Raw genomic sequence first — 24,310 nt, 5'->3', positions numbered from 1 at the left:
GCCCCAGGCGTCGGCGCCGTACGAGATGAGTTGCGCCGGAAACACACAGGTCTCGCGACTCACTGAGCCTGATCCAGCACGTCATGTGCGCCCTCTGAAAGGAACCGCGATGCCCCAACTCACCTGGCAGAAATCCTCATTCAGCGGGGGCGGCGAAGGCGAGTGCGTAGAGCTGGCGGCAGCAGCCTCTCGCCGCATCCACCTCCGCGAAAGCGACCGGCCGCACGCCATCGCCACCACCACACCCCACACCCTGGCGGGACTGCTCGGCGCCCTCAAGACCGGTCGGATCGCTCGGCCTTGACGCGCCGCCTGGCCACCGGCGCAAGCACGGCGATCAGGACCACCGAGACAACGACGAACGTCCCGACCTCGACAGCCGACGGAAACGCATGTTCAGTCACGAGTGAGGTCACGGTCATCCCCACCGCGGCCATGCCGAAGGACATCGCCGCGCGCTGGGCGAAGGGTCGAGTGCGGGCCATCAGACGTACCGCCGTCCTGGAAAGAACACGAACCTGCCTCAGATGTGATCGTCCCGCAGAGTACTGCCATGGAGATGGCGGCGACGGGAGGAGCCATCCACCTCCGCTGGGGCGACCACCCCGACCAGATCGCCACGGCAGTGCCCCGCGCCATGGCGGGCCTGCTGCACGCCGTCAAGGCCGGAATCCTCACGCGCTGACCCGGCCGCCGGGACGGAGAACGGGGCGCGGACCCCGTGAGGGATTCCGCGCCCCGCTATCGCCGAGAAACGCTCAGCACTCCATGTACCAGTCCGCCGAGTACGGCTGGAGCAGGAGGAACACGAACGCCGCCAGGAGGAGCCGGACGACGATCAGCAGCCAGGTGACAGGACGGGCGCCCCGGCTGCTGCGGCCCGCGAGGAACCAGGTCAGCGGCAGGGACAGCAGTACCCCGCCGGCCATCCAGACCCGGCTGTCCTGGGTCGCCTGATCACAGTAGACGTGCCCGCTGAGCACGTAGAGACCGTACGCGGTGGCAGCGGCGAGAACGGCTTCGATTCCGAGCGGTACCGACCACCGCGGCGGCAGGCGAAGCAACCCGACCTCTTTCATGCGATGCCCTCCATCACTCGTACCAGGGGAACACGGACACGATCCAGACATCCATGTTCTTGTAGCTTCCTGTGCGCTGCTTGGACAGCCGGTAGTTCTTGCGGTTCGTGCTGTGCTGCGTGATGTAGATGTTCCCCTGGGAGTCGATCTTCGTCACGACGGAGGCGTGGCTGATCCCCTTGAATCCGTTGGGGTGGTCGTCGCCCTTCAGGTTCCAGTTGTAGTAGATGATGTCGCCGACGTTGACCTGGCTCTTCTTCGTGTGCCAGGCGTAAGTGGCCTGTCGGCTCATGAAGTTGGCCGAGTGGTAGGCGTTGGCCCAGGAGTACGAACGCTTGGGCCAGCTGTTGTCGTCGTCGCGCCACCAGTAGTCGTCATCGTCGTAGGTCCAGCGGGTCCCGCCGGACTTCATCTTCATTCCGCCGCCGCGGTTCAGCGATTTGGAGACGAAGTTCGTGCAGTCGTTGTCGTAGTCGTGCTTGGAGTTCCAGTGGTCGCGGGCCCAAGCAGCCGTACCGCCCCAGGAGATGTCGGCGGCGTAGGTGGCGTCCGCGGACACGGTCGTGGCCGTGGTGGAGGTGCTGTCGGTGCCGCTGACGAGGTTGCCGTCGGCGTCCGTCTCCATCGCGTCGGGCACGGTGGAGTCGTCCGTGGTCGAGGTGTCGGCCACCGCCAGCGCGTCCGCGGACTCGCTGACCGTGATCTCGGCCGCGGCCGCGTCCTGGTAGCCGGTCAGCACCGGGGTGCTCGCGGTCGTGAGCGTATAGAGCCGGGTGCTCTCCTCGGCCTCGTCCGTGGAGTCCGGGTCATCCGTGTCCTCACCGGCGACGACGGTGTCGGTGAGGTTGGACGTGGCGCGCAAGGTGACGGTGCCGGTGGTGCCGGACGGCATGGCGAGCACGTCGCTGAGGGTCACTCCCGGCTCGTAGGTGTCGGAGTCCTCGTCGCCTAGGACGGCCCGGTCACCGAGTGGGTCGGACTGCTCGGCGTCGAGGACGTCCGCGAAGCCCGTGCCCTGGTCACTGTCGGACGCGGCGGAGTCGGCGGACGCGTAGTCACCGGTGAGCAGGCCGAGTTGGGCCTCCAGGTAGGCCTGCACCACGCCCTCGTAGACGGCGGCGCCGCCCGTGACGGCGACGGGGGTCACGGCGCCGGAGGTGGCGGCCGCGCCGGTGCCGACGCTGTTGGTCGCGGTCACCTTGAAGGTGTAGGCGGTGCCGTTGGTCAGCCCCTTGATGACCGCGGACGTGCCGTCCGTGGTCGTCGTCGACACCGTGGCGCCGCTCTTGAGGGCGGTGACCGTGTAGCTCAGGTCCTCGTCCGTGACACCCCAGCTCTCGGGCGCCTCCCAGGTCACGAGAGCGCCCGTCTCACCGGCCCTGGTGGCGAGGTGCTGGACCGCCGTGGGGACGGTGTCCCCCGTGTCGCCCTCGTCCGCCGCGGCCACATCGACGGTGAACGTGCTCTTCGCCGTGTACGAGGAGCAGGTGTCCCCCACACAAGCGCGCATCTTCCAGCTGTACGTACTGCCGTCGGTGAGGGTCTCCGGCACCACCAGAGCGGCGCGCTCGCCGTTCCCGACGGTGGCCGTCCCCAGGGGCGAGTCGCCCACGACGGCGCCCGTGCTGTCGTAGAGGACGTACTCGGCGGTCACGGCCTCCTGCCCGACCGCGCCGACCAGACCGGTCAGCAGCGGTGTGGTGGTCTCGGTCGCCCCGGTCTGCAAGTCGCTCGGGACGTCGGGGATGTCCAGGGCGCCGGTGTCGACGGTGAACGTCTGCCATGACGTCCAGGCCGTCGAGTAGTCGGTGCCGTCGTAGGCGCGGGCCCGGACACGCAGGTGGGTGCCGTCGGTCAGGGACGACGACGAGGGCACAGCCAGGGCGGCCGCCTTGCCGGAGCTGACGTACGCGGTGGACTTGGTCAGCGTGTACGTGGTGTCGGCGTAGTCGGGGTCCGGCTCGATGGCGTACTGGACCCGCGCCTTGGCCCCGGAGTCCGCGTCGGACACCTTGGCGGAGAACACCGGATTGACCGAGGTGACGATCTTCTCGCTGCCGCTCGTCGTGCTCGGCGAGAGGGTCAGCGAACTCGGTGTCTTGGGATACGAGTTGTACGTGACGGTCAGGTGCGGCTCGGTCGCGGCGTCGCTTCCCGAGACGTAGTTCGCCGAGCGCCAGCGACGCCAGGTCAGGCTGTCGGTCTCGCTGGTGCCCTTCATCTTGAGACCGTAGTTGGTCGAGCCGTCCGCCCAGGCCTGGACGATGTCGTCGATGTCGAAGTTGACCGTGCCGGCCGGGCAGTCGTCGGAATAGCCCTTGGCGGCCGTGCTGGTGACCGCGCCGGTGCTGGTGGAGGACGGTTCGCTGCCCCAGGTGATCGTGGAGGAGGACCAGGACGAGGTGATCCGGCGGACCTGGGTGCCCGAACCCGAGGTGGAGCAGGACGAGGACCAGTACGAGTACAGGGCCAGGTTGGTGTCGAGGATGTCCGTGCCCGCGAAGTCCGAGACATCGAACTTCAGATAGGAGCGGGCGATCGTGTCACCGCCGTTGTACGTGCCCGACTTCAGCTCCGCCGAGGAGATCTGCGAGTCGGTGTAGTTGGTGGCGACCCAGGTGTCGGTGGTGACGGCGAGCGTCGAGGTGGGGTCGACGGTGACCGGGTAGGTCAGGTCCTGGTCGAAGTAGGACGCGTCCGGGGTGAGGACGAGGGTCTGCCGGCCGTCGGCCGCCGTCTCGATGTCCGTGTCCACGGAGGCGATGTGCTGCGACTCGCCGGAGGCCGGGTCCTTGGACGAGTCCCACATCATCGGCGCCGGGGCCTCGGCCACCAGATCGCCGTCGGCGTTCTTCAGCAGCAGGTGCCCCGAGTCGGCCTGGGAGAGGGTGAGCCCGTCCAGGGTGATGGGGATGCGGTAGGAGAGCGTGCCGTCGGGCGCCGAGTCCAGGACGACGTTCTGGGAGATGCCCTGCTTAAGGGCGGTGACCGTCAGCGTCTGGTCGTCGCCGAGGTCGTACGAGGCGGTGTCGCCGTCCACCGTCGGGGTGGGCAGGGTCGTCTCCCACCCCAGGGTCAGGGAATCATCACCGTCGGAGACGGAGGCCAGGGTCTTGTCCCCGCCGTCCGAGACCGCGATGTCGGCGGCCGCCGCCTCCGGCTCCAGCGCGGGGCCCGCGTCGGACAGGTCCGTGTCGATGGCCTGCCACGTCCCGCCGTCGTCCTTGACCCTGATGGGACCGGCGTAGCTCTCGGCCGTCAGCGTGCCGTCCGGGTTCGCGTACACGGTGGAGGACTCGGTGCGCTGCGAGGTCAGCTCGACCCGCTCGCCGCTCAACTTCGCTTTGCGCCGCGCCAGTTCGTCCTCGGACAGGAAGGAGAGCGCCTTCGCCGCGCCCTCGCTGCCGCTGTCCTCGAGAGTGGTGGCGGTGATGCTGTTTCCGGGAGCCGTGGATGAGGCTCCTGTGGCCTGCGTCAGAACTGCCGTGCCCCCGAACGGGTCGGTGGCCGCGACCAGCCCCGTGAGCAGCAGCGCCATCCCCGCGGCCTGCGCTCTCCGTCTGTACCGGGATGTCCGCCCTGCGGGCGTCCCCCCAATGTCTCTGTTCACATGCCCCTCGCTCAAGTCCCTTACGGCGACCGGAAATCGACTGCCGCTGGCCGGAAGGTAGCGGCACCTCTTGTGGGGTCGGCCGATCGCACAACGGGCCCTGGAACGGTGGCTGTTCGTCCGCTGTGGATCTACCGAGTGCTGTCGATGGGACAGTTGGGAGCGCCCTGTACGCGTATCGGGAAATCTCCTTCATTCCCTCCCCTCACACATACATCTGCGTCCCTTTCGCGAAGGGATCCGCTCCTTAAGGATCTTGACGAACCTGTGACCCTCGCCGGCATCTTGACGCATCCTTGTCAGCCCGATCACGGTCGGCGGCGCGACCGTCGGCGCAGAATGGGCCGGTGATGCCCGTACCTCCACCCCCTCGCAGAAACCGCCCGTCGGTCTGGGGGCCCGCGACCATCGGCTGCGTCCTCCTGTTGAGCGCGGCGTGGCTGCTGCTGGTGTCCACGCGCGGCGCGCTGCACGAGGAACGGGACTTCAGGGCAGCCCTCGCCTGCACTACGACGCAGACCGACTCCGACTCCAACTCCAACTCCGACGACTGCCTGCGCACCGTGACGGCACGCATAGACCGCGCCGAGCGGGATACGAAGCACAAGGGGGCGTCGTACTGGCTGTACGTCACTGAGCCTGGCGGCAAGAAGGACAGCGCTTGGATCAGCGGTCACACCCCTGACTCCCCGACCGCCTGGGCCGGAACCCACGTCAAGGTCACCCTCTGGCGGGGCGAGATCCGGTACGTCGACTTCCCGGCCGGACGCCTGTCCACGCACGCCGACCCGCGCGGCAGCTACCGGCCCCGCCTGGCCGCGGCTCTCGGCATCGGCTTCTTCGGCCTGGCTCCGCTCTGGGCCGCGTACTGGTGGGCCCGGCGCTCCATGGTGTCTCCCCTGCGCGCCCCCTGGCAGCTGGGCCTCCCCATGACGGGCGCACTGACGCTCGCCGCAACCAGTGCCGTCGTGGCCCTCGTGACCCACGGGATCTGGACCGCGCTGGAGTACGTCGCGGTGGCCGCGGGCGTCGTCCTGCTGGGCTGCGCCGTGGCCGCGCTCGTGCTCCGGCGGCGACAGAAAGCCGACGACACGATCGAGGTGACGCCGTCCGTCCCGACCTCGGAGCAGTGCTTCCCGGGCTCCGTCTTCGGCGAGGGCCGCTACAGCGCCGGAGGCGGCGGCTACCTGATAGCAGCCCCCGGCCTCCTCCTGACCACCCCCGACCCGACCGGCGCCTTCGCCCGCCGCCCCGTCCCCGCCACCCTCATCCCCGTACGCGTCCGCCCGCCGTACTGGACGGACCCAAACTGCGGCGACTACGCCGCCGAGAGCGTGGTGATCGAGTGCCGTGACGGCGAAATGCAGGTCGTCATCGTGACGAAGAAGGAAAACGTGGGGTGGGTGCTGGGGGCGCTGGGGTCGGTCACGACGGCGCCCTAGGCGGTGAGGGGCTCGAAAACCAGTGGAACAGCGCCGCTGTGCGCCATTACCGTGCTGCCGGACCAAGTCGTCTAGGCAAGGACGTCCCGTTGTACACCGTGTGAGACCTCCCAAGCGATGAATCGTCGCGCGACGCGCATGTGCGCCGCGCTCCTTTTTGCTGCGGTCTTCTCACTGAAACCGGTGTACTTCTGTGCTCAATAACTGGGTGGTCGCGCCCACCTGCCTGCCGCTCGTTCTCCGCCGTTGCCACGCGTGCGCGTCCGAGCGCTTCCGGACGAGCGGTAAATTTCGCGTCAACGCCAACCACAAGCTCATCGACGCCTGGCTCCTCGCGCTCTGCACTGGTTGCGGGGAAACTACAAAGCTCACGGTCCTGGAGCGGATGCATGTGCGCTCCGTACGACCTGAGCTGCTCGACCGGCTGCATGACAACGACCCGGGTCTGGCAGCTGAGTTGCTCCAGGATCCCGTCGTGCGGCGCCGTAATCGCATAGCCCTCGACTGGGACAACGCCTGGCGTCTCGACACCGGCGGATCAGATCACCTGGACCGCGAGGTGATCGACGTCTCGGTCCGCTTTGCGGCGCGGATCCCCGTCCGGCCGGTGCGACTGATCGCTGAAGGTTGCGGTCTTTCACGGGCCGAGGTCGAGAGACTGATCACGGACGGGAAACTCGTCTCGGCAGTCCGGCTGAGCGGCAAGCTCTCCGGCGACTTCACCTTCATGCTCAAGCGCTGAGCCCTCCTCGGGACCAGGGGCCTGTCCGGCAAGACCCGCCGGACAGGCCCTAGCCCTGCGGGGACGCGGGACGGATGGTGCCGTCCTTCGGCCCCTCCGTCGGCCCCTCCTTCGGCCGCGATGCGTAAGCCACCAGGAACAGGGACAGTCCGCAGACGGCGACCAGGAACCAGCCCGGACGGGACGCGTGGGCGAGCCCCGTCGGGGTCGTACCCGCGACCAGGCCGCCGGCGATGGCGATGCCGAGCGCGGCGCCGAACTGACGCGCGGTGGACGTGATCGCTCCGGCGACGCCGGCACGGGTGGGCGGCAGTCCGCTCACCGCGGTGTTGGTGAGCGGAGCGTTGGCGAAGCCGAACCCAATGCCGATGAGCAGGTAGGCCAGCAACAGCAGCAGCACGCTCGTGTGCTGGTCGAGCCCGACCAGGCAGAGTCCGCCGACCGTGATGAAGCCGCCGGCCAGGAGGAGCGGCAGCCTCGGTCCGGTACGGCCGACCAGACGGCCGGACAGGGGCGCGCAGACGGTCGCTCCGGCCGCCATGGGCAAGGTCGCCACCCCGGCGGCCAGTGGCGTCCATCCCCGAGTGTGTTGCAGGTAGAGGGTGTTGAGCAGCAGCGTCACGTTCAGGGCGACGAAGACCGCCACGGCGCCGAGGACCGCACCGCTGAAGACCGGCCGCCTGAAGAGCCGAGGATCCATCAGCGGCTCGCTCCGGCGGGTCTCGACCCACACGAATCCGATCGCCGCCACGGCAGCGACGACGTACGCGCCCAGTGCCGGAAGCGACGCCCAGCCGACGCGCGGCCCCTCGATGAGGACGCCGACCGAGACCCCGATGACCACGGTCAGCAGGGCCTGGCCCGGGAGGTCGAGCCGCCGCGCCCGCTGTGCCCGGGACTCCGGCACGAACACCGCGCTGAGCACCAGGGCGGCCACGATGACCGGCAGGTTGATCCAGAACACCGACCGCCAGCCGAAGCCGGCGAGGAGTGCGCCGCCCGTGACAGGGCCTGCGGCCATGCTGAGCCCGAAGACCGACGCCCAGACACCGATCGCCTGCGCCCGCTCCCTCGGGTCGGGCATCGCGTTCACCACGATCGCGAGCGCCACCGGACTGAGCATCGAGGCGCCGATCCCCTGGACAGCACGGGCCGCGATGAGCACACCCACCGAAGGGGCCACCGCGCAGACGAGCGAGGCCGCACCGAACACGGCCAGCCCGGTCTGGAACACCCGTCGACGCCCGAACCGGTCCGCCAGCGCACCCGAGGAGATCAGAAGACTCGCCAGTACGAGGGTGTAGGCGTCCACGGTCCATTCGAGCCCCCGGGTCCCGACCCCCAGACCGCGCCCGATGGCCGGCAGCCCCACGTTGACGATGGTGGTGTCCAGGCCCACCAGGAACATGCTCAGGCAGCAGACGGCCAGCACGGTCCAGCGCCTGCGCGTGCTCAGAAGGGGCTGAATCGGTTGAGCGGGTTGGATCGGATGGGTGGGCTGATGGGGCTGATGGGGCTGAGTCGTCGCGGTCACGGTCTACCTCTCACGTCCGGAAGCGCCTGAGCGCCTGAGCGCCTGCCCCGCCAGGCTCGGCCCGGACGACGACCGCCGCCCACCAAATTTGCGAAGGCTGCAAACTGGACCCTGTGGACTCCGTGAACGCAGAACTGGAACAGATCATCGACGCCATCGGCCCCCGGCTGCGCATGCTGCGCCGCGACCGTGGACTCACCCTGGAAGCGCTCGCGGCCACGACCGGGCTGTCGGTGAGCACCCTGTCGCGCCTTGAGTCGGGCAAACGGCGCCCGACCCTGGACCTGCTCATCCCCCTCGCACGCGTCCACCACATCGCACTCGACCAACTGGTCGCCGCCCCGGCCAGCGGTGACCCCCGCGTCCATCTCAAGCCCCTGCGCAAAAGCCACGGCAGCGTCCTCGTACCCCTGACCCAGTACCCGGGTCGGGTGCAGGTCTTCAAACAGGTACTGGCCCCCCGCGAGCCGAAGCTGGTAACCCACGACGGCTACGAGTGGCTCTACGTCCTCGCCGGCGAACTACGCCTCATCCTCGGCGAACGCGACTGCACGCTCCACCCCGGCGAAGTGGCCGAGTTCGACACGAGGGAACCGCACTGGTTCGGCCCGGCGAACACCAGCGCCGTAGAGATCCTCCACCTCTTCGGACCGCGAGGCGACCAGGCCGTCGTCCGCGCGAGCCCGTCTCACGACCCGCAGCACCCGGCCTGAACTGGCGGCTCGGTCAAGGAATTCGGCGTGGCGGGCGCCGTTCGCCGGGCGGCAGAAAGTGGGCACGCGGGGGCACACGGCAGAGGGCCCGTGCGGTCCAGAACACGGCCGCCTCCGCCACCTCGGCATCTGAACTCGCCAGCTCTGTGGCCGCGTTGACGGCGAGGCAGCCCTTGCGGCCGGGGTCGGAGCGGTCCGGTTCGACGAGGAGTTCCAGTGCGGTGCGGATACGTTCCTCGACGGGGCCGACACCCATCGCGCTCTCCACGGCGGCTTCTCGTCGAACTGCTGCCTCGTTGGTCCGAGTGCGCCATCAAACGCTGTCCGGCGACAACGGTTTGGGTGATTCTCCTAGCCCCTCGCCCGACGGTCTGATCGACGCTCTGGTCGAGACCGTCGAAGAACGCTTCCAGGACGAGAACGCATGAGTTCCAAGGAAATCGGCAATCGTAAATGGGAAATTCGGCAATCGTAAATCGGCGCCCCGGCCGGGTGGGGGGATTTCCGGCCGGGGCGCCTTCCCCCGTGGTGGAACCGCCTACGCGTAGGCGCCGACTGGCAAGGTCCTACGTGTAGGCGCTGGCTGGCGAAGTCCTACAAGGACTACTTGTAGGCGCCGAAGGCCTTCGAGAAGGCGGAGTCGTCCTGGACGATCGAGCTGCACGTCGCGTCGGCGTAGTTCTTCGCGCCGCCCGAGCACTGCTTGTCGCGGGTCGCGGACCACATGGAGAGCCAGCCGAGGCCCTTCGACTGGGCGAAGGTGACGAGCTGCGAGGCGTCGTCGACCTTGAAGATCTCGGACGAGACGTCGTTGACGCCGATCATCGGGGTGATGGCGACGGCCTTCCACGCCGCGCTGTCCGACAGCCCGAGCACGCTCTTGACCTGCGCCTGCGTGGCCGTGGCGGCCTGCTCGGCGTAGGTGCCCATGTCACCGCTGTACGAGGCGCCGTAGTCCATCGCCATGATGTTGACCGTGGAGATGTTCACGCCGTTCGACTTGGCATTGGACAGCAGGTTCACGCCGTCCTGGGTCAGGCCCTCCGGCATGACCGGGAGGGTGAAGGACACGTCCAGGTCCGGGTGCTGCTGCTGAAGCTTGGCGATGGCCTTCGCGCGGTTCGTGTTCGCGGTGGTGTTCGGCAGCGCGCCGCCCTCCACGTCGAAGTCGACCTTCGTGAGGTTGTACGCGTCCACGACCTTCCCGTACGCCGTCGCCAGCGCGTCCGCCGAGGAGCAGGTCGTCGCCAGCTCCGAACCGGAGGCCCCGCCGAACGAGACCCGGACGTCGCCGCCCTTGGCCCGCAGCGCACCGATCTGCGACGCCACCCCGTCAGTGGCGAGGTCGGTCACACCGCCCCACTTGGGCGTGCAGCTGCCGCCGTCCGTGACGAAGGCCAGGTTGTAGTCCTTCACGCCGGTGGCCGTGGCGCTGGCGACCAGGTCGAAGGCCGGGTAGAGGGAGGTGTCGACGTAGGGCGCGAAACCGGCGGTCGTCGTGCTGCCGCTGCCGGAGCTCTGGGAGGGGGAGGCGGTCGCGGTGGCCGTGGCGGTCGCGGTAGCCGTGGCGGTCGGGGTCGCGCTCTGCGACGCGGTGGCGGTCGCGGTGGGCGTGGCCGTCGGGGTCGCGGACTCCGTGGGGCGGCCGCTCGGCTCGGGCGTCGCGCCGTCGTCCACCGAGCACTTGACGCTGTCGATGAGACAACCTGTCGGATCCGCGGTGCCGTTCACGACGAACCCGACGGTGACGGACTCGCCGGCCGTCAGACCGTCCTTGTCCCAGGACGGCGGCTTCACCGTGACGTGCTGCCCGCTGACCGTGGACTCGCCGTTCCAGAGGGAGCTGAGCTTGCTGCCCGTCGGCAGGTCGAACTCCAGCGTCCAGTCCGCCTTCACCTGGCCGCTGTCGTTCGTGATGACGTATTGCGCGGTGTAACCCGTCGACCAGTCACTGGTCTTGGTGTACGCCGCGCCGACGCCGGCCGCCTGCGCGGTGCCGGTGAACAGGAAGGCGCCACCGCCGACCACGGCCGCGGCGACGACGCCGCCTATCGCCTTGTTCCTGCCACTGACCTTGCTGCGCCGGTGCGTGCTGCTCATCGCGTGCCTGCCTTCGCGGATTCACGGGGGATCACATGAGATTCCACAGGGGATTCCCAGGGGTGGGTGCGGCAGCACGCTAGCGATCCGGAATCGGGCAAACCGCTTCATCCGGACGGGGGTTGAGGATCTTAGGGTGCGCTTAAGGAAGGCATCGGGGTCGGTTAAAGGTAGAGACCAATTCGGCCGCTTGGAGACGCCGCGGAGCGGACAACCGGGCCTCAGCCCACAGTCGCCCCGCGCCGGCGCCCCCGCACCGTCCTCCCCCGGTGCCCCCGCCGAAGAGGCTCCCGCCCGTCCAGCTGGATCCAGATACGGACCTCCGTGCCGCCCAGCACGGACGAGCCGATCCGCACATCCCCACCCGTCGACTCCGCGAGCCGCCGCACGATGTCCAGCCCGAGGCCCGTGGACCCGTCGCTGCCGGAACCCCGCCCGCGCGCCATCGCCGCTTCCGGGTCCACGATCCCCCGCCCCGCGTCCGACACCAGCACGATCACCGCGTCCCCGCCGTTGTGCACATCGACCGCGAAGGCCGTGCCCTCGGGCGTATGGCGGAACACATTGCCGAGCAGCGCGTCGAGCGCGGCCACCAGGTCGGCGCGGGCGACCGGTATGCGTACCGGACGGTCGATGCCGGCCACCCGCACCTTGCGGCCCTCGTCCTCCGCGAGCGCCGACCAGAAGTCCATCCGCTCGCGCACGACTTCGGACGCGTCGCACCCGGCGCCGACACCTATCGCCGCGGTCTGCGGCTTGGCCTCGCGGGCCGTCCGGATGATCGTGTCGACCTCGCGCTCCAGTTGCGCGACGGCGGCCCGGGTCTGCTCGGCGGCCGGTCCGTCGCCGAGCGAGGCCGTGTTGAGGCGCAGGACGGTCAGGGGCGTACGGAGGCGATGGGACAGGTCCGCGGCCAGCTCACGCTCGTTCGCGAGGAGTTGTACGACCTGGTCGGCCATGGAGTTGAACGCGACCGCCGCCAGGCGCAGTTCGATCGGACCCTCCTCGGGCACCCGGGCCCCCAGCTTCCCCTCCCCCAGGTCATGCGCGCTCTCGACCAGGCGCTGCGCGGGCTGCACCATCCGTACGCCCAGCCGGTCGGCGACCGCGACCGAGCCGATGATGAGCGCGACGCCGACCGCGGCGAGTACCGCCCAGGCCGTGCCGACGCCGTTGCTGACCTCGGACTCGGGGACGTACACCTCGACGACCGCGATCTCGCCGGAGCTCAGCGCGACGGGCTGGAGCAGGGCGGAGCCGCCGGGGACCTCGGCGGTGGAGGCCCGGCCCAGTTTCCGGGTGGTCGCGATGTCCTTGCCCGCGGCGCGCTGCCGCCCGATGTCGACGGCCTTGGCGCCGTCACCCGCCGGTATGTGCACGGCCATACCCTCGTCCGAGCCGGCGGAGGCGACGACCCGCTCCAGCTGGTCCCGGTCGGTGGTGATGGAGAGCGCGGGCGCGACGGCGGCGGCCTCCCGCTCGGCGTTCGAGAACGCCCGGTCCCTGGCCATCTCCTTGATGACGAGCCCGAGCGGGACCGCGAAGGCGACCACGACCATGGTCGTCACCGCCACGCACACCTTGACCAGTGCCCACCTCATGACGTCCACCTCATGACGTCCGCCCCTCGACCGCTGCCCACCTCATAGCGGCGGCTCCACTCTCGGCGGCTCCAGCTTCACGCCGACGCCCCGCAGGGTGTGCAGATAGCGCGGCCGGGCCGCCGTTTCACCCAACTTCCGCCGCAGCCACGACAGATGGACGTCAATGGTCTGATCGTCCCCATATGCCTGCTGCCACACCTCGGCGAGCAGCTCCTTGCGCGCCACGACGACACCGGGCCGCCCGGCCAGGAAGGCGAGCAGGTCGAACTCACGCCGCGTGAGATCCAGTCGTACGCCGTCCAGTTCGGCCTGGCGCCGCAGCGGGTCGATGGCGAGCCCGCCGACCCGGATCACCGTCGACGGGGGCGCCTCGCCCGCGGTTGCCCGGGAGCGACGCAGCACGGCCGCCATCCGCGCCGACAGGTGCTCGACCGAGAACGGCTTGGTCAAGTAGTCGTCCGCGCCGTCGTTCAACAGGCGCACGATCTCCGTCTCGTCGTCCCGCGCGGTGGCGATGATCACCGGGACGTCGGTGATTCCGCGCAGCATCTTCAGCGCCTCGGACCCGTCCAGATCGGGCAGTCCGAGGTCCAGGATGACGACGTCGAAGGAGAAATGGGCGACCTCGCGCAGCGCCTCAAGGGCAGTGCCGACACTGCGCACGGTGTGCGCGGCATCGGTCAGATGCCGGATGAGGGCTGAGCGTACGAACTGGTCGTCCTCGACCACGAGCACACTTGCCATGGGCGGCACCGTACGCCATCCGGGCGATGCCGTCCGGTGCCTGTGGACAACCTGGTTCCGGCACCTGTGGACAACTCCGACTGTGACGCAGCAGTGCGACACCCGTGGGGCTGGTGGTGCAGTATGGCCCGCGATGCGCAGAGGACTCGTACACGTACTGGCTTGGTCGCTCGCCACGGGCGCGGCGGTCACGCTGTCGTGGTGGGGTGTCCACACGGTGATGGCGGGGACGGCGTACGACCCGCCGCGGGCCCTGCCCATCACGGCGGGCGACGCGACGACGCAGGAGTCGAAGCCGCTCGCCTCCTCGACGCAGCGGGCCGAGCCGTCCAAGAGCGCGTCGAAGCCGCCCGCCACGACCAAAAAGCCGACCTCCACTCCCTCGAAGTCGGCGACCCAGAGCGCCTCCCCCTCCCGCTCCACCTCCCCCACCTCGTCCGGCCAGATCAAGAGTTACGACACCGACGGCGGCCGGGCGGTCTTCGATCTCGGCAAGACGTCCGCGACGCTGGTGTCCGCGACACCGGGCTCGGGCTGGTCGATGCAGGTGTGGAAGACGGAGACGTGGATCCGCGTGGAGTTCGCCTCCGGCGCGGACCGGGTGTCGGTGTTCTGCACCTGGCACGACGGCCCGCCGCACGTGGAAATCGGCAACTACTGACGGCTCTGCTGATGACTACTGATGACAACTGCCGGCGTACGGGAACGACAGGCACGCAGGCACGCAGGCACGCAGGCATGCAGGCATGCAGGTCCGCCTGTCGGCAGGCCGGCCGACAGGACCTAGCGGAACACCGACGGCGGGGGCGCCGGTGACGCCACCGCCGCCGCGTCCGTGACCGGTGTCGCGCCTCCGGTGAAGTCGGTGAGTTCCTTGCCGTGTTCGACGCGTCCGGGGTGCGGGTCGGAGGCCGCGCGGCGGGTCAGTTCGGCGATCGGCAGCGGGTGGCCGGAGGCCACGAGGACCGCGTTCCCGAAGCGTTTGCCGCGCAGCACCGTCGGGTCGGCGACCAGGGCGAGTTCAGGGAAGGAGGTCGCCACGGTGGCGATCTGGCCACGGAGATGGGCGAGCGGAGGCCCGTCGGCGAGGTTCGCGGCGTAGACGCCCGAGGCCTTCACCACCCTGCGTACGTCCGTGACGAACTCGACGGACGTCAGATGCGCCGGCGTCCGCGCACCGCTGAACACATCCGCGATCACCAGGTCCGCCCAGCCGTCGGGCACCTTGGCGAGACCTTCGCGGGCGTCCATGGAGCGCACCCTGATGCGTGCGTTCGGGTCCAAGGGCAGCTCGCGGCGGACCAGTTGGACGAGGGCAGCGTCACGTTCGACGACCTGCTGGGTGGAGCGGGGGCGGGTCGCGGCGGTGTAGCGGGCGAGGGTGAGGGCGCCGCCGCCGAGGTGCACGGCGTGCACGGGTTTGCCGGGCGGGGCGACGAGGTCGATGACATGGCCGAGGCGGCGCTGGTACTCGAAGCTCAGGTACGCGGGGTCGTCGAGGTCGACGTGCGACTGCGGGGCGCCGTCGATCAGCAGGGTCCAGGCGCGCGCCCGGTCCCGGTCGGGCAGCAGCTGGGCGAGCCCGCCGTCGACCGGCTCGACGACGGCCTCGGCGGACGCCTGCCCGCGCCGGGCGCTCCGCCCCGCCTCACGCCCGTCGTCCGACCGCTTGTCGTCCGACCGTTTGTTCCTCGCCCTTGCCATCCCGCCATTATCGGGGCGTACGGGCAGGTCGGCGCAGCAGCGGCTGCCTCGTGCTGTCCAGACAGCCCAGCAGCGCTGTCCAGACGGCTCAGTGGCGCTGTCCGGACAGCCCAGCGGCAGTCCGCCGACGTCACTGGCGGTTGGACGTCACTGGCAGTTGTCGGCGGCCTCGATCAGCCGGGCCGCCTCGCCCAGCGCGGCCCGCAGTACGGCCGGGTCGGTGGCGAGGTCCGCCTCGCCGGGCGGCAGCAGCCAGTCCGAGCCCTCGACCGGGGGTTCCGGGGCCAGGCTGAGGCCGCGGCCGTTGGTCTGTGTGCAGATGCTGCCGGGCACGTCCCAGGCGTCGGCGGTGCCGGGCGGCACCAGGAAGCCGAGGGTGTCGCAGCCGTCGTCGTGCAGTACGGGTCCGACGGCGTCGCAGGAGCCACGGCGCAGGATGTCGACCGCCTCCAGCCCCTGCCGTGCGGGAACGGTCACCAGGTCGCACTCGGCGACCGGCTGTGGTGGAGCGCTGTACTCCGGGGACGGCCGGTGCTGCGCGGTCGACAGCGAAGTACGGAACTCGATGCTCTGCCTGGTCTCCATCCCGGCCTCCAACGGAACCCCTCCTCATGACGAGTGGGTCGGGAGTTCGGGCGGCTCCCGGTCCGCAGGGTTCAACGCGCCAGGACGTCAACGGCTACGGCGGAACACCGCCGCAAAGGATGGCAGTTCATGGCGGATCGTGGATGAGATATCCGGTTTGTAGCCAAACCCAGCGTGGCGGCGCTGTGACAGCAGGTACGTTCTTGCCGCGCTGGAAGCAAGGCACCTACTGGGCACAACCCGGGGTAACTCGCCTTGCATCCGGCATGGTTCGACGGTTCGCAAGAGAGGGCCCGGCCATGGCGTCGTCAATGGTGACCTCGTCCCAGTCCCCCCGGCCACCGCGGCCGAACCTCGCCTTCCGGCGGCTGCGCGCACAGCGCTCGCCCGGCGAGTTCGCCGCGGCGGTGCGGCGGGCCGCGCGCGAGATCGGCGAGCGGGTCAGCTGCGACGCGCGCTACATCGGGCGCGTCGAGGCGGGCGAGATCCGCTGTCCCAACTACGCGTACGAGCGGGTGTTCCTGCACATGTTCCCCGGCCGCACGCTCACCGACCTGGGCTTCGCGCCCCGCTCATCGGTACGCGGGCGTGGGGCGCGCGACACGGACGAGGCGCCCCCTGTGCACTCCACGAGCCTTTCGCACGCCTCGCATGAGACGCGGGGGGCGCACGAGACGTATGAAACGCCGGATCCGCACCACCCGCAGATCCCGGATCACACACGGATCCCGCACGACCCGCACGACCCGCACCACAGCCAGATCCCGTACGACCCACACGGCACGCATGACACGTACGACCCGTACGAGGACCACGATCAGAACCACGAGGAGAGCGACGTGCAACGTCGCGCATTCATGACCGGAGGCACCGCCACCGTGGCGGCGGCCTCACTGGGCCCCTTCGCGGTCGCCTTCGGCGGCCGTTCCGCGACCGCGGAACGGCGCGTCCACCGGGCGGGTACGTCCGAGGCGGGCGCCCTCGAAGAGGCCGTACGCAATATCCGGCTGCTCGACGACCGGCACGGGGCCGACGGCCTCTACCGGCGCGCGGCGGCCCCGCTGCGCACGGCGTACGCGCTGCTCGACGCGGGCACCACCCGGCAGTCGACCACCGACCGGCTGTACTCGGGCGCGGGCGAACTGGCCATCTCCGTGGGCTGGCTGGCACACGACTCCGGGCGCTTCGACGACGCGCGTTCGCACTACGCGGAGGCGCTCGCCACCGCCCGTATGTCGGGCGACCCGGGCCTGGAGGCGCACGCCTTCTGCAACACCGCGTTTCTCGCGCGCGACGCGGGGCGCCCGCGTGAGGCCGTGCGCGCGGCGCAGGCGGCACAGCGCGCCGCGCGCCCCCTCGGCTCTCCGCGCCTGCTGTCCCTGCTCGCGCTGCGCGAGGCGGGCGGCTGGGCGGGGCTCGCCGACCGCGCGGGGTGCGAACAGGCACTGGCGCGCGCGCAGGCACTCTACGAAAGAGGTCCTTCGGAGACGGATCCCGAGTGGATGACCTTCTACGGAGAGGCCGAACTGGAGGGTCTGGAGGCGCAGTGCTGGTCGACGCTCGGCGACTGGCCCCGCGCGGCCCGCCACGCGCGCCGCGCCGCCGAGCTCCAGGACCCGCACTTCACCCGCAACATCGCCCTCTACATGGCCGAACTCGCCGACGACCTCGCGCGCGGCGGCCGCCCCGACGAGGCCGCCCTCGCCGGTCTGCGCGTCCTGGACCTGCTGGGCGAGGTCCAGTCGTCCCGCATCCAGACCATGCTGGCGGGAACGGCCCGTGTGCTGCTCCCGCACCGCAGGGCCTCGGGTGTGTCGACGTTCCTGGAACGCCACGCGAGCCTGCCGCGCATGGCGTGAGCGCGGCCGTCGGCAGGGGTTTACGCGGTCAGGTGTCCGCAGTCGTTCCACGTCTCGATCGCGGGCTCTCCGTAGGCCCACCCGAGCACCGACAGCGAGGTCGGGTTGAGCCGGATGCGGGCCGCGAAGTCGAGGGGGAGGCCGAGCCAGCGGGCGCCTATGGAGCGCAGGATGTGGCCGTGGGCGAATACGAGGACATCGCGGTCCTCGGCGCGGGCCCAGGCGACGACCTCGTCCGCGCGCGCGGAGACCTCCTCCAGGGTCTCGCCCTCGGGGACGCCGTCGCGCCAGATGAACCAGCCCGGGCGGATCCCCTGGATCTCGGCCGGGGTCATGCCCTCGTACGCGCCGTAGTCCCACTCCATGAGCGTGTCCCAGGTGGTGGCGCGCTCGCCGAAGCCGGCGAGTTCGCACGTCTCACGCGCGCGTGCCAGCGGACTGGTGCGCACCTCGAGCCCGGAGAGGCCGTCGAAGGGTGCCCGGTGCAGCCGCTCCCCCAGCAGCTTGGCGCCGCGCCGGCCCTCCTCCAGGAGCGGGACGTCGGTCCTGCCGGTGTGCTTGCCGGACAGCGACCATTCCGTCTGTCCGTGCCGGGCCAGCAGGATGCGCGGTGCCATGAAGAGGAGCCTTTCCGGGACGAGTGGTACGAGTGAGGGGTGAATCACCCGACGAGGGGTGAGGGGTGGGTCACTCCATCATCGCTCACCGGCGCGACGGGCAACCCGCCGGGCGATCTCCGCGTCTTTGAGGACCGGGGGCGCCTCTTTAAGGCGTTCACATACACCGTAAAATCGGATGTGGCCACAGATCGTCGTCAGCAGACTGTGAAGACTGACGGGGCGGACAGGCGGGTCACCGCAAGCAGATGGGGGAGGGCGATCGGATGCCGCAGACCGATGCACTGCGTACCGAGGCGGCACCACGCGCCCGGTTTCGCCGGTGGACCGACCTGCGCAACGCCGGGGCACCGCACGCCCGGCTCCGCTGGTGGACCGAGCTGCCGCTGATCGTGATGGTGTACGCGTCGTACTCGGCGGGCCGGCTGCTCGCCCGGGGCGACACCTCGAGCGCCGTCCACCACGGCCTGGAGATCCTGCGCGTCGAGAAGGCGCTCCACCTCAACGCCGAACACCCGCTGAACCGGCTGTTCACCCGTGAGGCCTGGCTGGGTGTGCCCGCCGACTTCTGGTACGCGTCGCTGCACTACTTGGTGACGCCCGCGATCCTGATCTGGCTCTTCCGCTCCCGGACCGTGCGCTACCGCGCGGCCCGCACCTGGCTGATGACCTCCACGTTCATCGGCCTGATCGGCTTCACCCTGCTGCCGACCTGCCCGCCCCGGCTGCTCTCCCCCGGCCACGGCTTCGTCGACACGATGGCCCAGTACAGCTCGTACGGCTGGTGGGGCGGCGAGGCGAGCGCGCCGCGGGGTATGGGCGGAATGACCAACCAGTACGCGGCGATGCCGAGCCTGCATGTGGGCTGGGCGCTGTGGTGCGGAGTGATGCTGTGGCGGTACGGCCGCACGCCTGCCGCCAAGGTCGCGGGTGTCGCGTATCCGCTGCTCACCACGATCGTCGTGATGGGCACGGCGAACCACTACTTCCTCGACGCCGTCGCGGGTGCGTCGGTGATGGGGATCGGGCTGCTGCTGACGCCGTTGGTGATGCGGCTGGCGGACCGGCTGAAGACACGGCTGGGCGCCCGTTTCCCGCGGGTCGTGGGTGCCTCGCGGGGCGCGGGTTCCTCAATTGTCAGTGCGGGGTGCCAGACTTCCACGGGTGAGCGAATTCCCCGACAGCGCGAGTCCCGAACCGGGCCGGGAGCCGAGCCGGGTGCCTCTCCCTCGGACGCGGGGGACGGCGCTCCGGCAGCGGCTCGCTGACCTGCGCGGTCCGGCTGTACCGCCCAAGGCCCTCGACGCGCGCGCCCTCGCGGCGCTCGCCGCCAACCCCGGCTGCGACCGCCGCGCCCTCCTCGACGGCGCGGGGGTCGACAAGGCGAAGCTGGCCGGTGCGCTCGGTTCGCCGTCCGGCTTCGGTATGTCGCAGTTCGCCTTCATGCGGGGCAACGCGTTCGAGGCGCGGGTCAAGGCGGACGGCGGCGCGGAGCTGCTGCGGCTCGTGCACGAAAAGCTGGACCCCGGCGCCGAACCGCCCGCCGCGGGTGTCGTCCCCGACCTGAGCGCCGTCGGCCCCGAGGGACGCGCGGCGCGTACGGCCCTCGCCCTGCGCGAGGCCACCGCGGCCGCCACCTGGACCCTGCTCGACCACCCGATGCTGGCTCTCGACGTCGCGGGTTCCCCCGCCTTCCTGGAGCCGGACGCCGTGGTCGTGCACCCCGACGGCGGCTGGACGGTCGTCGAGATCAAGTCCTTCCCGATGCTCGACGGTTCGGCGGACCCGGCGAAGGTGGGCGCGGCCGCGCGCCAGTCCGCGGTGTACGTCCTGGCGCTGGAGCAGGTCGCCGCCCATCTGGACCCCGTCCCCGAGGTCCGCCACCGGGTCCTCCTGGTCTGCCCCAAGGACTTCTCCAACCTTCCGACCGCGTCCGCCGTCGACGTCCGCAAGCAGCGCGCGGTCACCCGCCGCCAGCTCGCCCGTCTCACCCGCGTCGAGGACATCGCGGCCACCCTCCCCGAGGGCACCTGCTTCTCCACCGACCTCCCCGCCGCCGATCTGACCACGGCCGTCGAATCCGTCCCCGCGACCTACGCCCCCGAGTGCCTGTCCGCCTGCGAACTGGCCTTCCACTGCCGCGACCACTCGCGCGCGCAGGGCGCGGTGACGTCCCTGGGCCGCTCACTGCGCGCGGAACTGGGCGGGCTGACGACGGTGGGCGACGTCCTGGCGGCGGCCCACGGTGAGACGGGAGATCCGGACGACCCCGCGGTCGCGGCGCTGCGGAGAGCGGCGCACCTGCGGGCCGAGGCGTTGGGAACCCAGGCCGCGAAGGCCGAGGCGTTGGCGCTCCCCCTCGACCGGGAGGGGGCGGCCGTATGTCGCTGATCGCCACCCTCGCCCGTCTGGAAGCCGTCGAGAGCGGACGGGCTCAGGCCGCCGCCACCGTGCGGCACCGGCATCTCACCGAGCGGCCACTGGTGTTCGTGCCGCTGATCACCGCCGGTGAGGCGGGAGCCCCCCTCGGGGCACTCGTCGGCACGGACCGGGACGCGCCCCGGCTGCTCGTCGTGCCGCAGCCCCGGGACCGGGATCTGCGGTTCGCGTTCCTCACCGAGCTGGCGGATGTCGTCCTGCCGTACATCGACTCGTTCGCGGACGTGGTCGAGGCGGCCGAGCGCAACGAGACCGATCCGGAGACCGGCAAGCGGGTCAAGGTCGAGGTCGAACTGTGCGCGGACGCGCCCCAGTTGATCGTGCCGAGCCGGTCGGGCATCGAGTTCGTACGGCTGCTCGGGCGCTCCATGCGTTTCAGGCGCACCGCCGAGCAAGATCCCGAGGCGCCCCATCCGGCGCCGCCCCGCGTGCCGCTGCTCGGGCGCTGGCTGACGCACTACGGAGAGCGGTCCCGGGTGCCCGGCTCCGCCCTCCTCCTCGCCCTCACCGACGTACTGTCCCGGCACTGGGCCACCGGACAGAGCAGCCTGGAGGACCAGCACCTCGGCGCGCTGCTCGCCTGGATCGACCCACCGGACGGCGAGTCGGGTGCGGCGGCCGCGCTCCACGCCGAGCTGCGTCGGGACTCCCGCGGCCAGCTCGTCTGCCCGCCGGCCGGACCCGCCACCGACCCCGCCTTCGACAACACGCTGCTGGCCCCCGCCATCGAGCGCTACGACCGCGCGCGTACGGCGCTCGCCGCCGCCGAGGACGGCATCGAGGCGGACGACCGGCTCGGCGCGCTCACCGCCGCCGAGCGGGAGATCCACGCCCTCGTCGCGAGCGTCACCCGGCCCACCTGGGACGCGGTGTGGCGCGGACTCGACCTGCTGCGCACGCTCCCCGAGGGCGCGCACGCCACCGACCGCTGGACCCGCGACCGCTGGTCGTTCACCGGCCACCGCGACCGGATCACCGCGGGCGAGCCCCCGCAGCCGCGCCGCGACGACGCGGTCACCGCGGCCAACAAGCTCGCCACGCGCGAGCGCGAACAGGCCCGCCTGGAAGCCCAGGAGGCCCTGGACGACCCGCTCGTCATGGCCGGGCGACGGCTCGCCGGGGAGGCGTTCGCGGGCGAGGTCACGGATGTCGTGATGGCGTACAGCGAAGGCAAGCGCCCCAGCCCGCGCCCCCTGGTGACCGTCCGCACGGAGGACCGCCCGCATCTGGGGGAACGGGCCAAGGTGTACCGGTCGTTGGGAGGAAAGCCGCAGGCCGCGGAGTTCGTGGGGTACGAGGGGGCCTACGAGGACGGGGGCGGGGGCGCCGCTGACGGGAGCGCCGCTGTCGTGCTGCGGATCGTCGACAAGATGGGGCGCGGCAAGGAGCCCGAGAGCGGTTCCGTGCCGGAGAAGGGCGACCTCGTCTGCTTCACGCTCTTCGAGCACGAGCAGCGGGGCGGGGCGAAACTGCCCGACCCGGAGGAGACACCGTGGACGCACGGAGGGCCGCCGGGCGAACCCGACGCCGTACCCCTGCCGGACCCGGTGACGGAGGAGGACGTCCTATGACCACCGTCTTCGACCCGGGTGCCGCCGCGACCCGCGCCACCGACGCGATCCTGCACGACACCCTCCACGGCACGCATCGCGGAGTCGTCGTCGACTCCCCGCCCGGTGCCGGAAAGTCGACTCTGGTCGTACGCGCGGCCCTCGAACTGGCCGCCGCCGGGCGCCCGTTGATGGTCATCGCGCAGACCAACGCTCAGGTCGACGACCTGGTGGTGCGGCTCGCCGAAAAGGACCCCGAGCTGCCCGTCGGACGGCTGCACAGCAGCGACAGCGACCCCTACGACAAGGCGCTGGACGGCCTTCCAAACGTCCGCAAGTCGACGAAGGCGGCCGACCTGGCAGGCCTCGACGTCGTCATCTCGACCGCCGCCAAGTGGGCTCACGTCAAGGGCGTCGAGCCGTGGCGGCACGCGATCGTCGACGAGGCGTACCAGATGCGGTCGGACGCGCTGCTCGCCGTGGCCGGGCTCTTCGAGCGCGCGCTGTTCGTGGGCGACCCGGGGCAGTTGGACCCCTTCGCGACCGTGGGCTCCGAGCAGTGGGCGGGGCTGTCCTACGACCCGTCAGCGTCCGCGGTGACGACACTGCTCGCCCACAATCCTGAGCTGCCGCAGCACCGCCTTCCGGTGTCCTGGCGGCTGCCCGCGTCGGCGGCACCGCTGGTCTCGGACGCGTTCTACCCGTATACGCCGTTCCGCAGTGGCACGGCGCACGCTGACCGGCGCCTCAACTTCGCGGTCGTCTCGGACGGTTCGGGTCCCGACCGGGTCATCGACGAGGCGGCGGAGGCGGGTTGGGGGCTGCTGGAGCTGCCGGCCCGGCACACGCCTCGTACGGATCCCGAGGCGGTACGGGCCGTGGCGCAGGTCGTACGCCGACTGCTGGACCGGGGTGGCGCGGCCACGTCGGAGCGGGCGGACGATCCGGTGCCGCTGACGGCCGACCGGATCGCCGTCGGCACGGCGCACCGGGACCAGGCCGCCGCCGTACGGGCCGCGCTGGCGGAGCTCGGCGTTCTGGACGTCACCGTCGACACGGCGAACCGGCTTCAGGGGCGGGAGTTCGATGTGACGGTGGTGCTGCATCCGCTGTCGGGGCGGCCCGACGCGACGGCGTTCCACTTGGAGACGGGCCGCTTGTGCGTGCTCGCGTCCCGGCATCGGCACGCGTGCATCGTGGTGTGCCGGGCGGGGGTGACGGAGCTGCTGGACGACCACCCGTCGACGGAGCCGGTGCAGCTGGGGGTCACCGTGAAGTTCCCCGACGGTTGGGAGGCCAATCACGCGGTGTTGTCGCATCTGGGGGAGCATCGGGTGGCTTGGCGGCCGTAGATCGTGGGGAGCGGTCTTTGGAGGGGCCTACGGCTCTGCGCGCAGCTCTGCGGATCTGCCTGGGATCTCTGGCCCACTTGCGTGGGCGGGGGACAATAGACGGTGGCCCCCTTCCGAGGCGGGCCCCTGAACCGTACGAGGAGGAGAAGACATGGCGGAGCCCACGCCGCGTCGGAACGAACCGCGGCGACGCCCCGCGCCCCTGCTCTTCGAGCCCGCGGAGGCCGCCGGGGATCCGGAGCATTTCTTCGATCTGGAGTCGATCGATGATCCGCGTGCGTTGCTGGATCGGGCGACGGAGCTGACGCTTGCGTTTCGGGCCGCGGCGGATCGGGCTGTCGAGTTTCAGGCGATCGCTGCGGCGCAGCTGGCTGATCCTCGGCGGTTTGACCGGCTCACTGCGGCGGCCATCGCCGAGCGGGCCGAATGGACCGAGGATTACGCGAAGAAGATGGTCGAGTTCGGGCGGGATCTGCTTCGGGGGGTGGAGGGGAACGGGCATGGACATGGCCATGGGGTGAGCGACCACGCCTGAGCCACGGAGGCGAGCGCAGGGGTTTTCGCCCCCGCCGCCCCTACCCGTCCCATCCCTGGGGGCTCCGCCCCCAGACCCCTAAAAGATTGCGCAGTTCCCCG

23 protein-coding genes are annotated in these 24,310 nt (G+C 70.7%); 12 read left to right on the top strand and 11 right to left on the bottom strand.

Going from position 1 to position 24,310, the window contains the following annotated elements; genetic code table 11:
* The first annotated feature begins 25 nt into the window (after positions 1-25).
* A complete protein-coding gene (locus OIC96_RS30430) occupies positions 26-304 on the top strand; it encodes a DUF397 domain-containing protein (protein WP_443058562.1) in 279 nt (92 codons plus the stop codon).
* On the opposite strand, the gene OIC96_RS30425 is transcribed toward OIC96_RS30430, so the two are convergent.
* The gene (locus OIC96_RS30425) at positions 276-485 is read right to left on the bottom strand and encodes a hypothetical protein (RefSeq protein ID WP_330304794.1); all 210 of its coding nucleotides are present in this window, start codon (positions 483-485) and stop codon (positions 276-278) included. The two genes, OIC96_RS30430 and OIC96_RS30425, sit on opposite strands and share 29 nt — an antisense overlap.
* A 68-nt stretch (positions 486-553) precedes the next feature.
* On the opposite strand from OIC96_RS30425, the gene OIC96_RS30420 reads away from it, so the two are divergent.
* Entirely contained in the window at positions 554-685 is a 132-nt protein-coding gene (locus tag OIC96_RS30420) for a hypothetical protein (RefSeq protein ID WP_330304795.1), read from the top strand.
* Positions 686-758: 73 nt separating this feature from the next.
* Here the strand turns inward: OIC96_RS30420 and OIC96_RS30415 are convergent, their stop codons facing one another.
* Together OIC96_RS30415 and OIC96_RS30410 are read right to left on the bottom strand one after the other, a co-directional pair.
* On the bottom strand, positions 759-1,079 hold the full coding sequence (locus tag OIC96_RS30415; RefSeq protein WP_330304796.1) for a hypothetical protein: 321 nt from the start codon (positions 1,077-1,079) through the stop codon (positions 759-761).
* A gap of 13 nt (positions 1,080-1,092) precedes the next feature.
* Entirely contained in the window at positions 1,093-4,617 is a 3,525-nt protein-coding gene (locus OIC96_RS30410; RefSeq protein WP_330304797.1) for a DNRLRE domain-containing protein, read from the bottom strand.
* Between the two features lie 419 nt (positions 4,618-5,036).
* Here OIC96_RS30410 and OIC96_RS30405 point away from each other — a divergent pair, with 419 nt between their 5' ends.
* Together OIC96_RS30405 and OIC96_RS30400 are read left to right on the top strand one after the other, a co-directional pair.
* Complete coding sequence (locus tag OIC96_RS30405) at positions 5,037-6,131, top strand: hypothetical protein (protein WP_330304798.1); 1,095 nt, start codon at positions 5,037-5,039, stop codon at positions 6,129-6,131.
* A gap of 193 nt (positions 6,132-6,324) precedes the next feature.
* A complete protein-coding gene (locus OIC96_RS30400) occupies positions 6,325-6,873 on the top strand; it encodes a DUF1062 domain-containing protein (protein WP_330304799.1) in 549 nt (182 codons plus the stop codon).
* A 49-nt stretch (positions 6,874-6,922) separates the two neighbouring features.
* Here OIC96_RS30400 and OIC96_RS30395 read toward each other — a convergent pair whose 3' ends face one another.
* A complete protein-coding gene (locus OIC96_RS30395) occupies positions 6,923-8,305 on the bottom strand; it encodes an MFS transporter (RefSeq protein ID WP_330304800.1) in 1,383 nt (460 codons plus the stop codon).
* A 275-nt stretch (positions 8,306-8,580) separates the two neighbouring features.
* On the opposite strand from OIC96_RS30395, the gene OIC96_RS30390 reads away from it, so the two are divergent.
* Positions 8,581-9,120 carry a helix-turn-helix domain-containing protein gene (locus OIC96_RS30390; RefSeq protein WP_406502265.1) on the top strand — a complete coding sequence of 180 codons (540 nt, stop codon included), beginning with the start codon at positions 8,581-8,583 and terminating at the stop codon, positions 9,118-9,120.
* Positions 9,121-9,133: 13 nt separating this feature from the next.
* Here OIC96_RS30390 and OIC96_RS30385 read toward each other — a convergent pair whose 3' ends face one another.
* The 4 genes from OIC96_RS30385 to OIC96_RS30370 form a co-directional block, all read right to left on the bottom strand.
* Entirely contained in the window at positions 9,134-9,388 is a 255-nt protein-coding gene (locus OIC96_RS30385) for a hypothetical protein (RefSeq protein ID WP_330304802.1), read from the bottom strand.
* A 335-nt stretch (positions 9,389-9,723) separates the two neighbouring features.
* Positions 9,724-11,220, bottom strand: a complete 1,497-nt coding sequence (locus OIC96_RS30380) for a glycoside hydrolase family 18 protein (protein WP_330304803.1) — start codon at positions 11,218-11,220, stop codon at positions 9,724-9,726.
* A 221-nt stretch (positions 11,221-11,441) separates the two neighbouring features.
* Positions 11,442-12,821, bottom strand: a complete 1,380-nt coding sequence (locus tag OIC96_RS30375; protein ID WP_330304804.1) for a sensor histidine kinase — start codon at positions 12,819-12,821, stop codon at positions 11,442-11,444.
* A gap of 42 nt (positions 12,822-12,863) precedes the next feature.
* Entirely contained in the window at positions 12,864-13,568 is a 705-nt protein-coding gene (locus tag OIC96_RS30370) for a response regulator transcription factor (RefSeq protein WP_330304805.1), read from the bottom strand.
* Between the two features lie 133 nt (positions 13,569-13,701).
* Between OIC96_RS30370 and OIC96_RS30365 the strand changes: the two genes are divergently transcribed.
* On the top strand, positions 13,702-14,229 hold the full coding sequence (locus OIC96_RS30365) for a hypothetical protein (protein ID WP_330304806.1): 528 nt from the start codon (positions 13,702-13,704) through the stop codon (positions 14,227-14,229).
* 122 nt (positions 14,230-14,351) lie between these two features.
* Here the strand turns inward: OIC96_RS30365 and OIC96_RS30360 are convergent, their stop codons facing one another.
* Entirely contained in the window at positions 14,352-15,272 is a 921-nt protein-coding gene (locus OIC96_RS30360; RefSeq protein WP_330304807.1) for a spermidine synthase, read from the bottom strand.
* A 147-nt stretch (positions 15,273-15,419) separates the two neighbouring features.
* Positions 15,420-15,857 carry a hypothetical protein gene (locus OIC96_RS30355; protein WP_330304808.1) on the bottom strand — a complete coding sequence of 146 codons (438 nt, stop codon included), beginning with the start codon at positions 15,855-15,857 and terminating at the stop codon, positions 15,420-15,422.
* Between the two features lie 299 nt (positions 15,858-16,156).
* On the opposite strand from OIC96_RS30355, the gene OIC96_RS30350 reads away from it, so the two are divergent.
* Complete coding sequence (locus OIC96_RS30350; RefSeq protein WP_330304809.1) at positions 16,157-17,716, top strand: hypothetical protein; 1,560 nt, start codon at positions 16,157-16,159, stop codon at positions 17,714-17,716.
* 20 nt (positions 17,717-17,736) lie between these two features.
* Here OIC96_RS30350 and OIC96_RS30345 read toward each other — a convergent pair whose 3' ends face one another.
* On the bottom strand, positions 17,737-18,333 hold the full coding sequence (locus tag OIC96_RS30345; RefSeq protein WP_330304810.1) for a histidine phosphatase family protein: 597 nt from the start codon (positions 18,331-18,333) through the stop codon (positions 17,737-17,739).
* Positions 18,334-18,599: 266 nt separating this feature from the next.
* On the opposite strand from OIC96_RS30345, the gene OIC96_RS30340 reads away from it, so the two are divergent.
* From OIC96_RS30340 to OIC96_RS30320, 5 genes are all read left to right on the top strand, one after another.
* Entirely contained in the window at positions 18,600-19,601 is a 1,002-nt protein-coding gene (locus OIC96_RS30340; protein WP_330304811.1) for a phosphatase PAP2 family protein, read from the top strand.
* Positions 19,552-20,724, top strand: a complete 1,173-nt coding sequence (locus tag OIC96_RS30335) for a hypothetical protein (protein ID WP_330304812.1) — start codon at positions 19,552-19,554, stop codon at positions 20,722-20,724. Before OIC96_RS30340 ends, OIC96_RS30335 begins: the two co-directional genes overlap by 50 nt.
* Positions 20,715-22,343 (top strand): hypothetical protein, encoded by a 1,629-nt coding sequence (locus OIC96_RS30330; RefSeq protein ID WP_330304813.1) that lies wholly within the window; start codon positions 20,715-20,717, stop codon positions 22,341-22,343. Before OIC96_RS30335 ends, OIC96_RS30330 begins: the two co-directional genes overlap by 10 nt.
* Positions 22,340-23,674: an AAA domain-containing protein gene (locus OIC96_RS30325; protein WP_330304814.1), complete on the top strand. Its 1,335-nt coding sequence runs from the start codon at positions 22,340-22,342 to the stop codon at positions 23,672-23,674. Before OIC96_RS30330 ends, OIC96_RS30325 begins: the two co-directional genes overlap by 4 nt.
* Positions 23,675-23,825: 151 nt before the next feature.
* A complete protein-coding gene (locus tag OIC96_RS30320; RefSeq protein WP_327428955.1) occupies positions 23,826-24,209 on the top strand; it encodes a hypothetical protein in 384 nt (127 codons plus the stop codon).
* Positions 24,210-24,310 lie beyond the last annotated feature (101 nt).

The organism is Streptomyces sp. NBC_00775, from assembly GCF_036347135.1.
Classification (GTDB): Bacteria; Actinomycetota; Actinomycetes; order Streptomycetales; family Streptomycetaceae; genus Streptomyces; species Streptomyces lutosisoli.
Note: the sequence above shows the minus strand (reverse complement) of the source record. Positions and strands in the feature narration are given on the sequence as shown.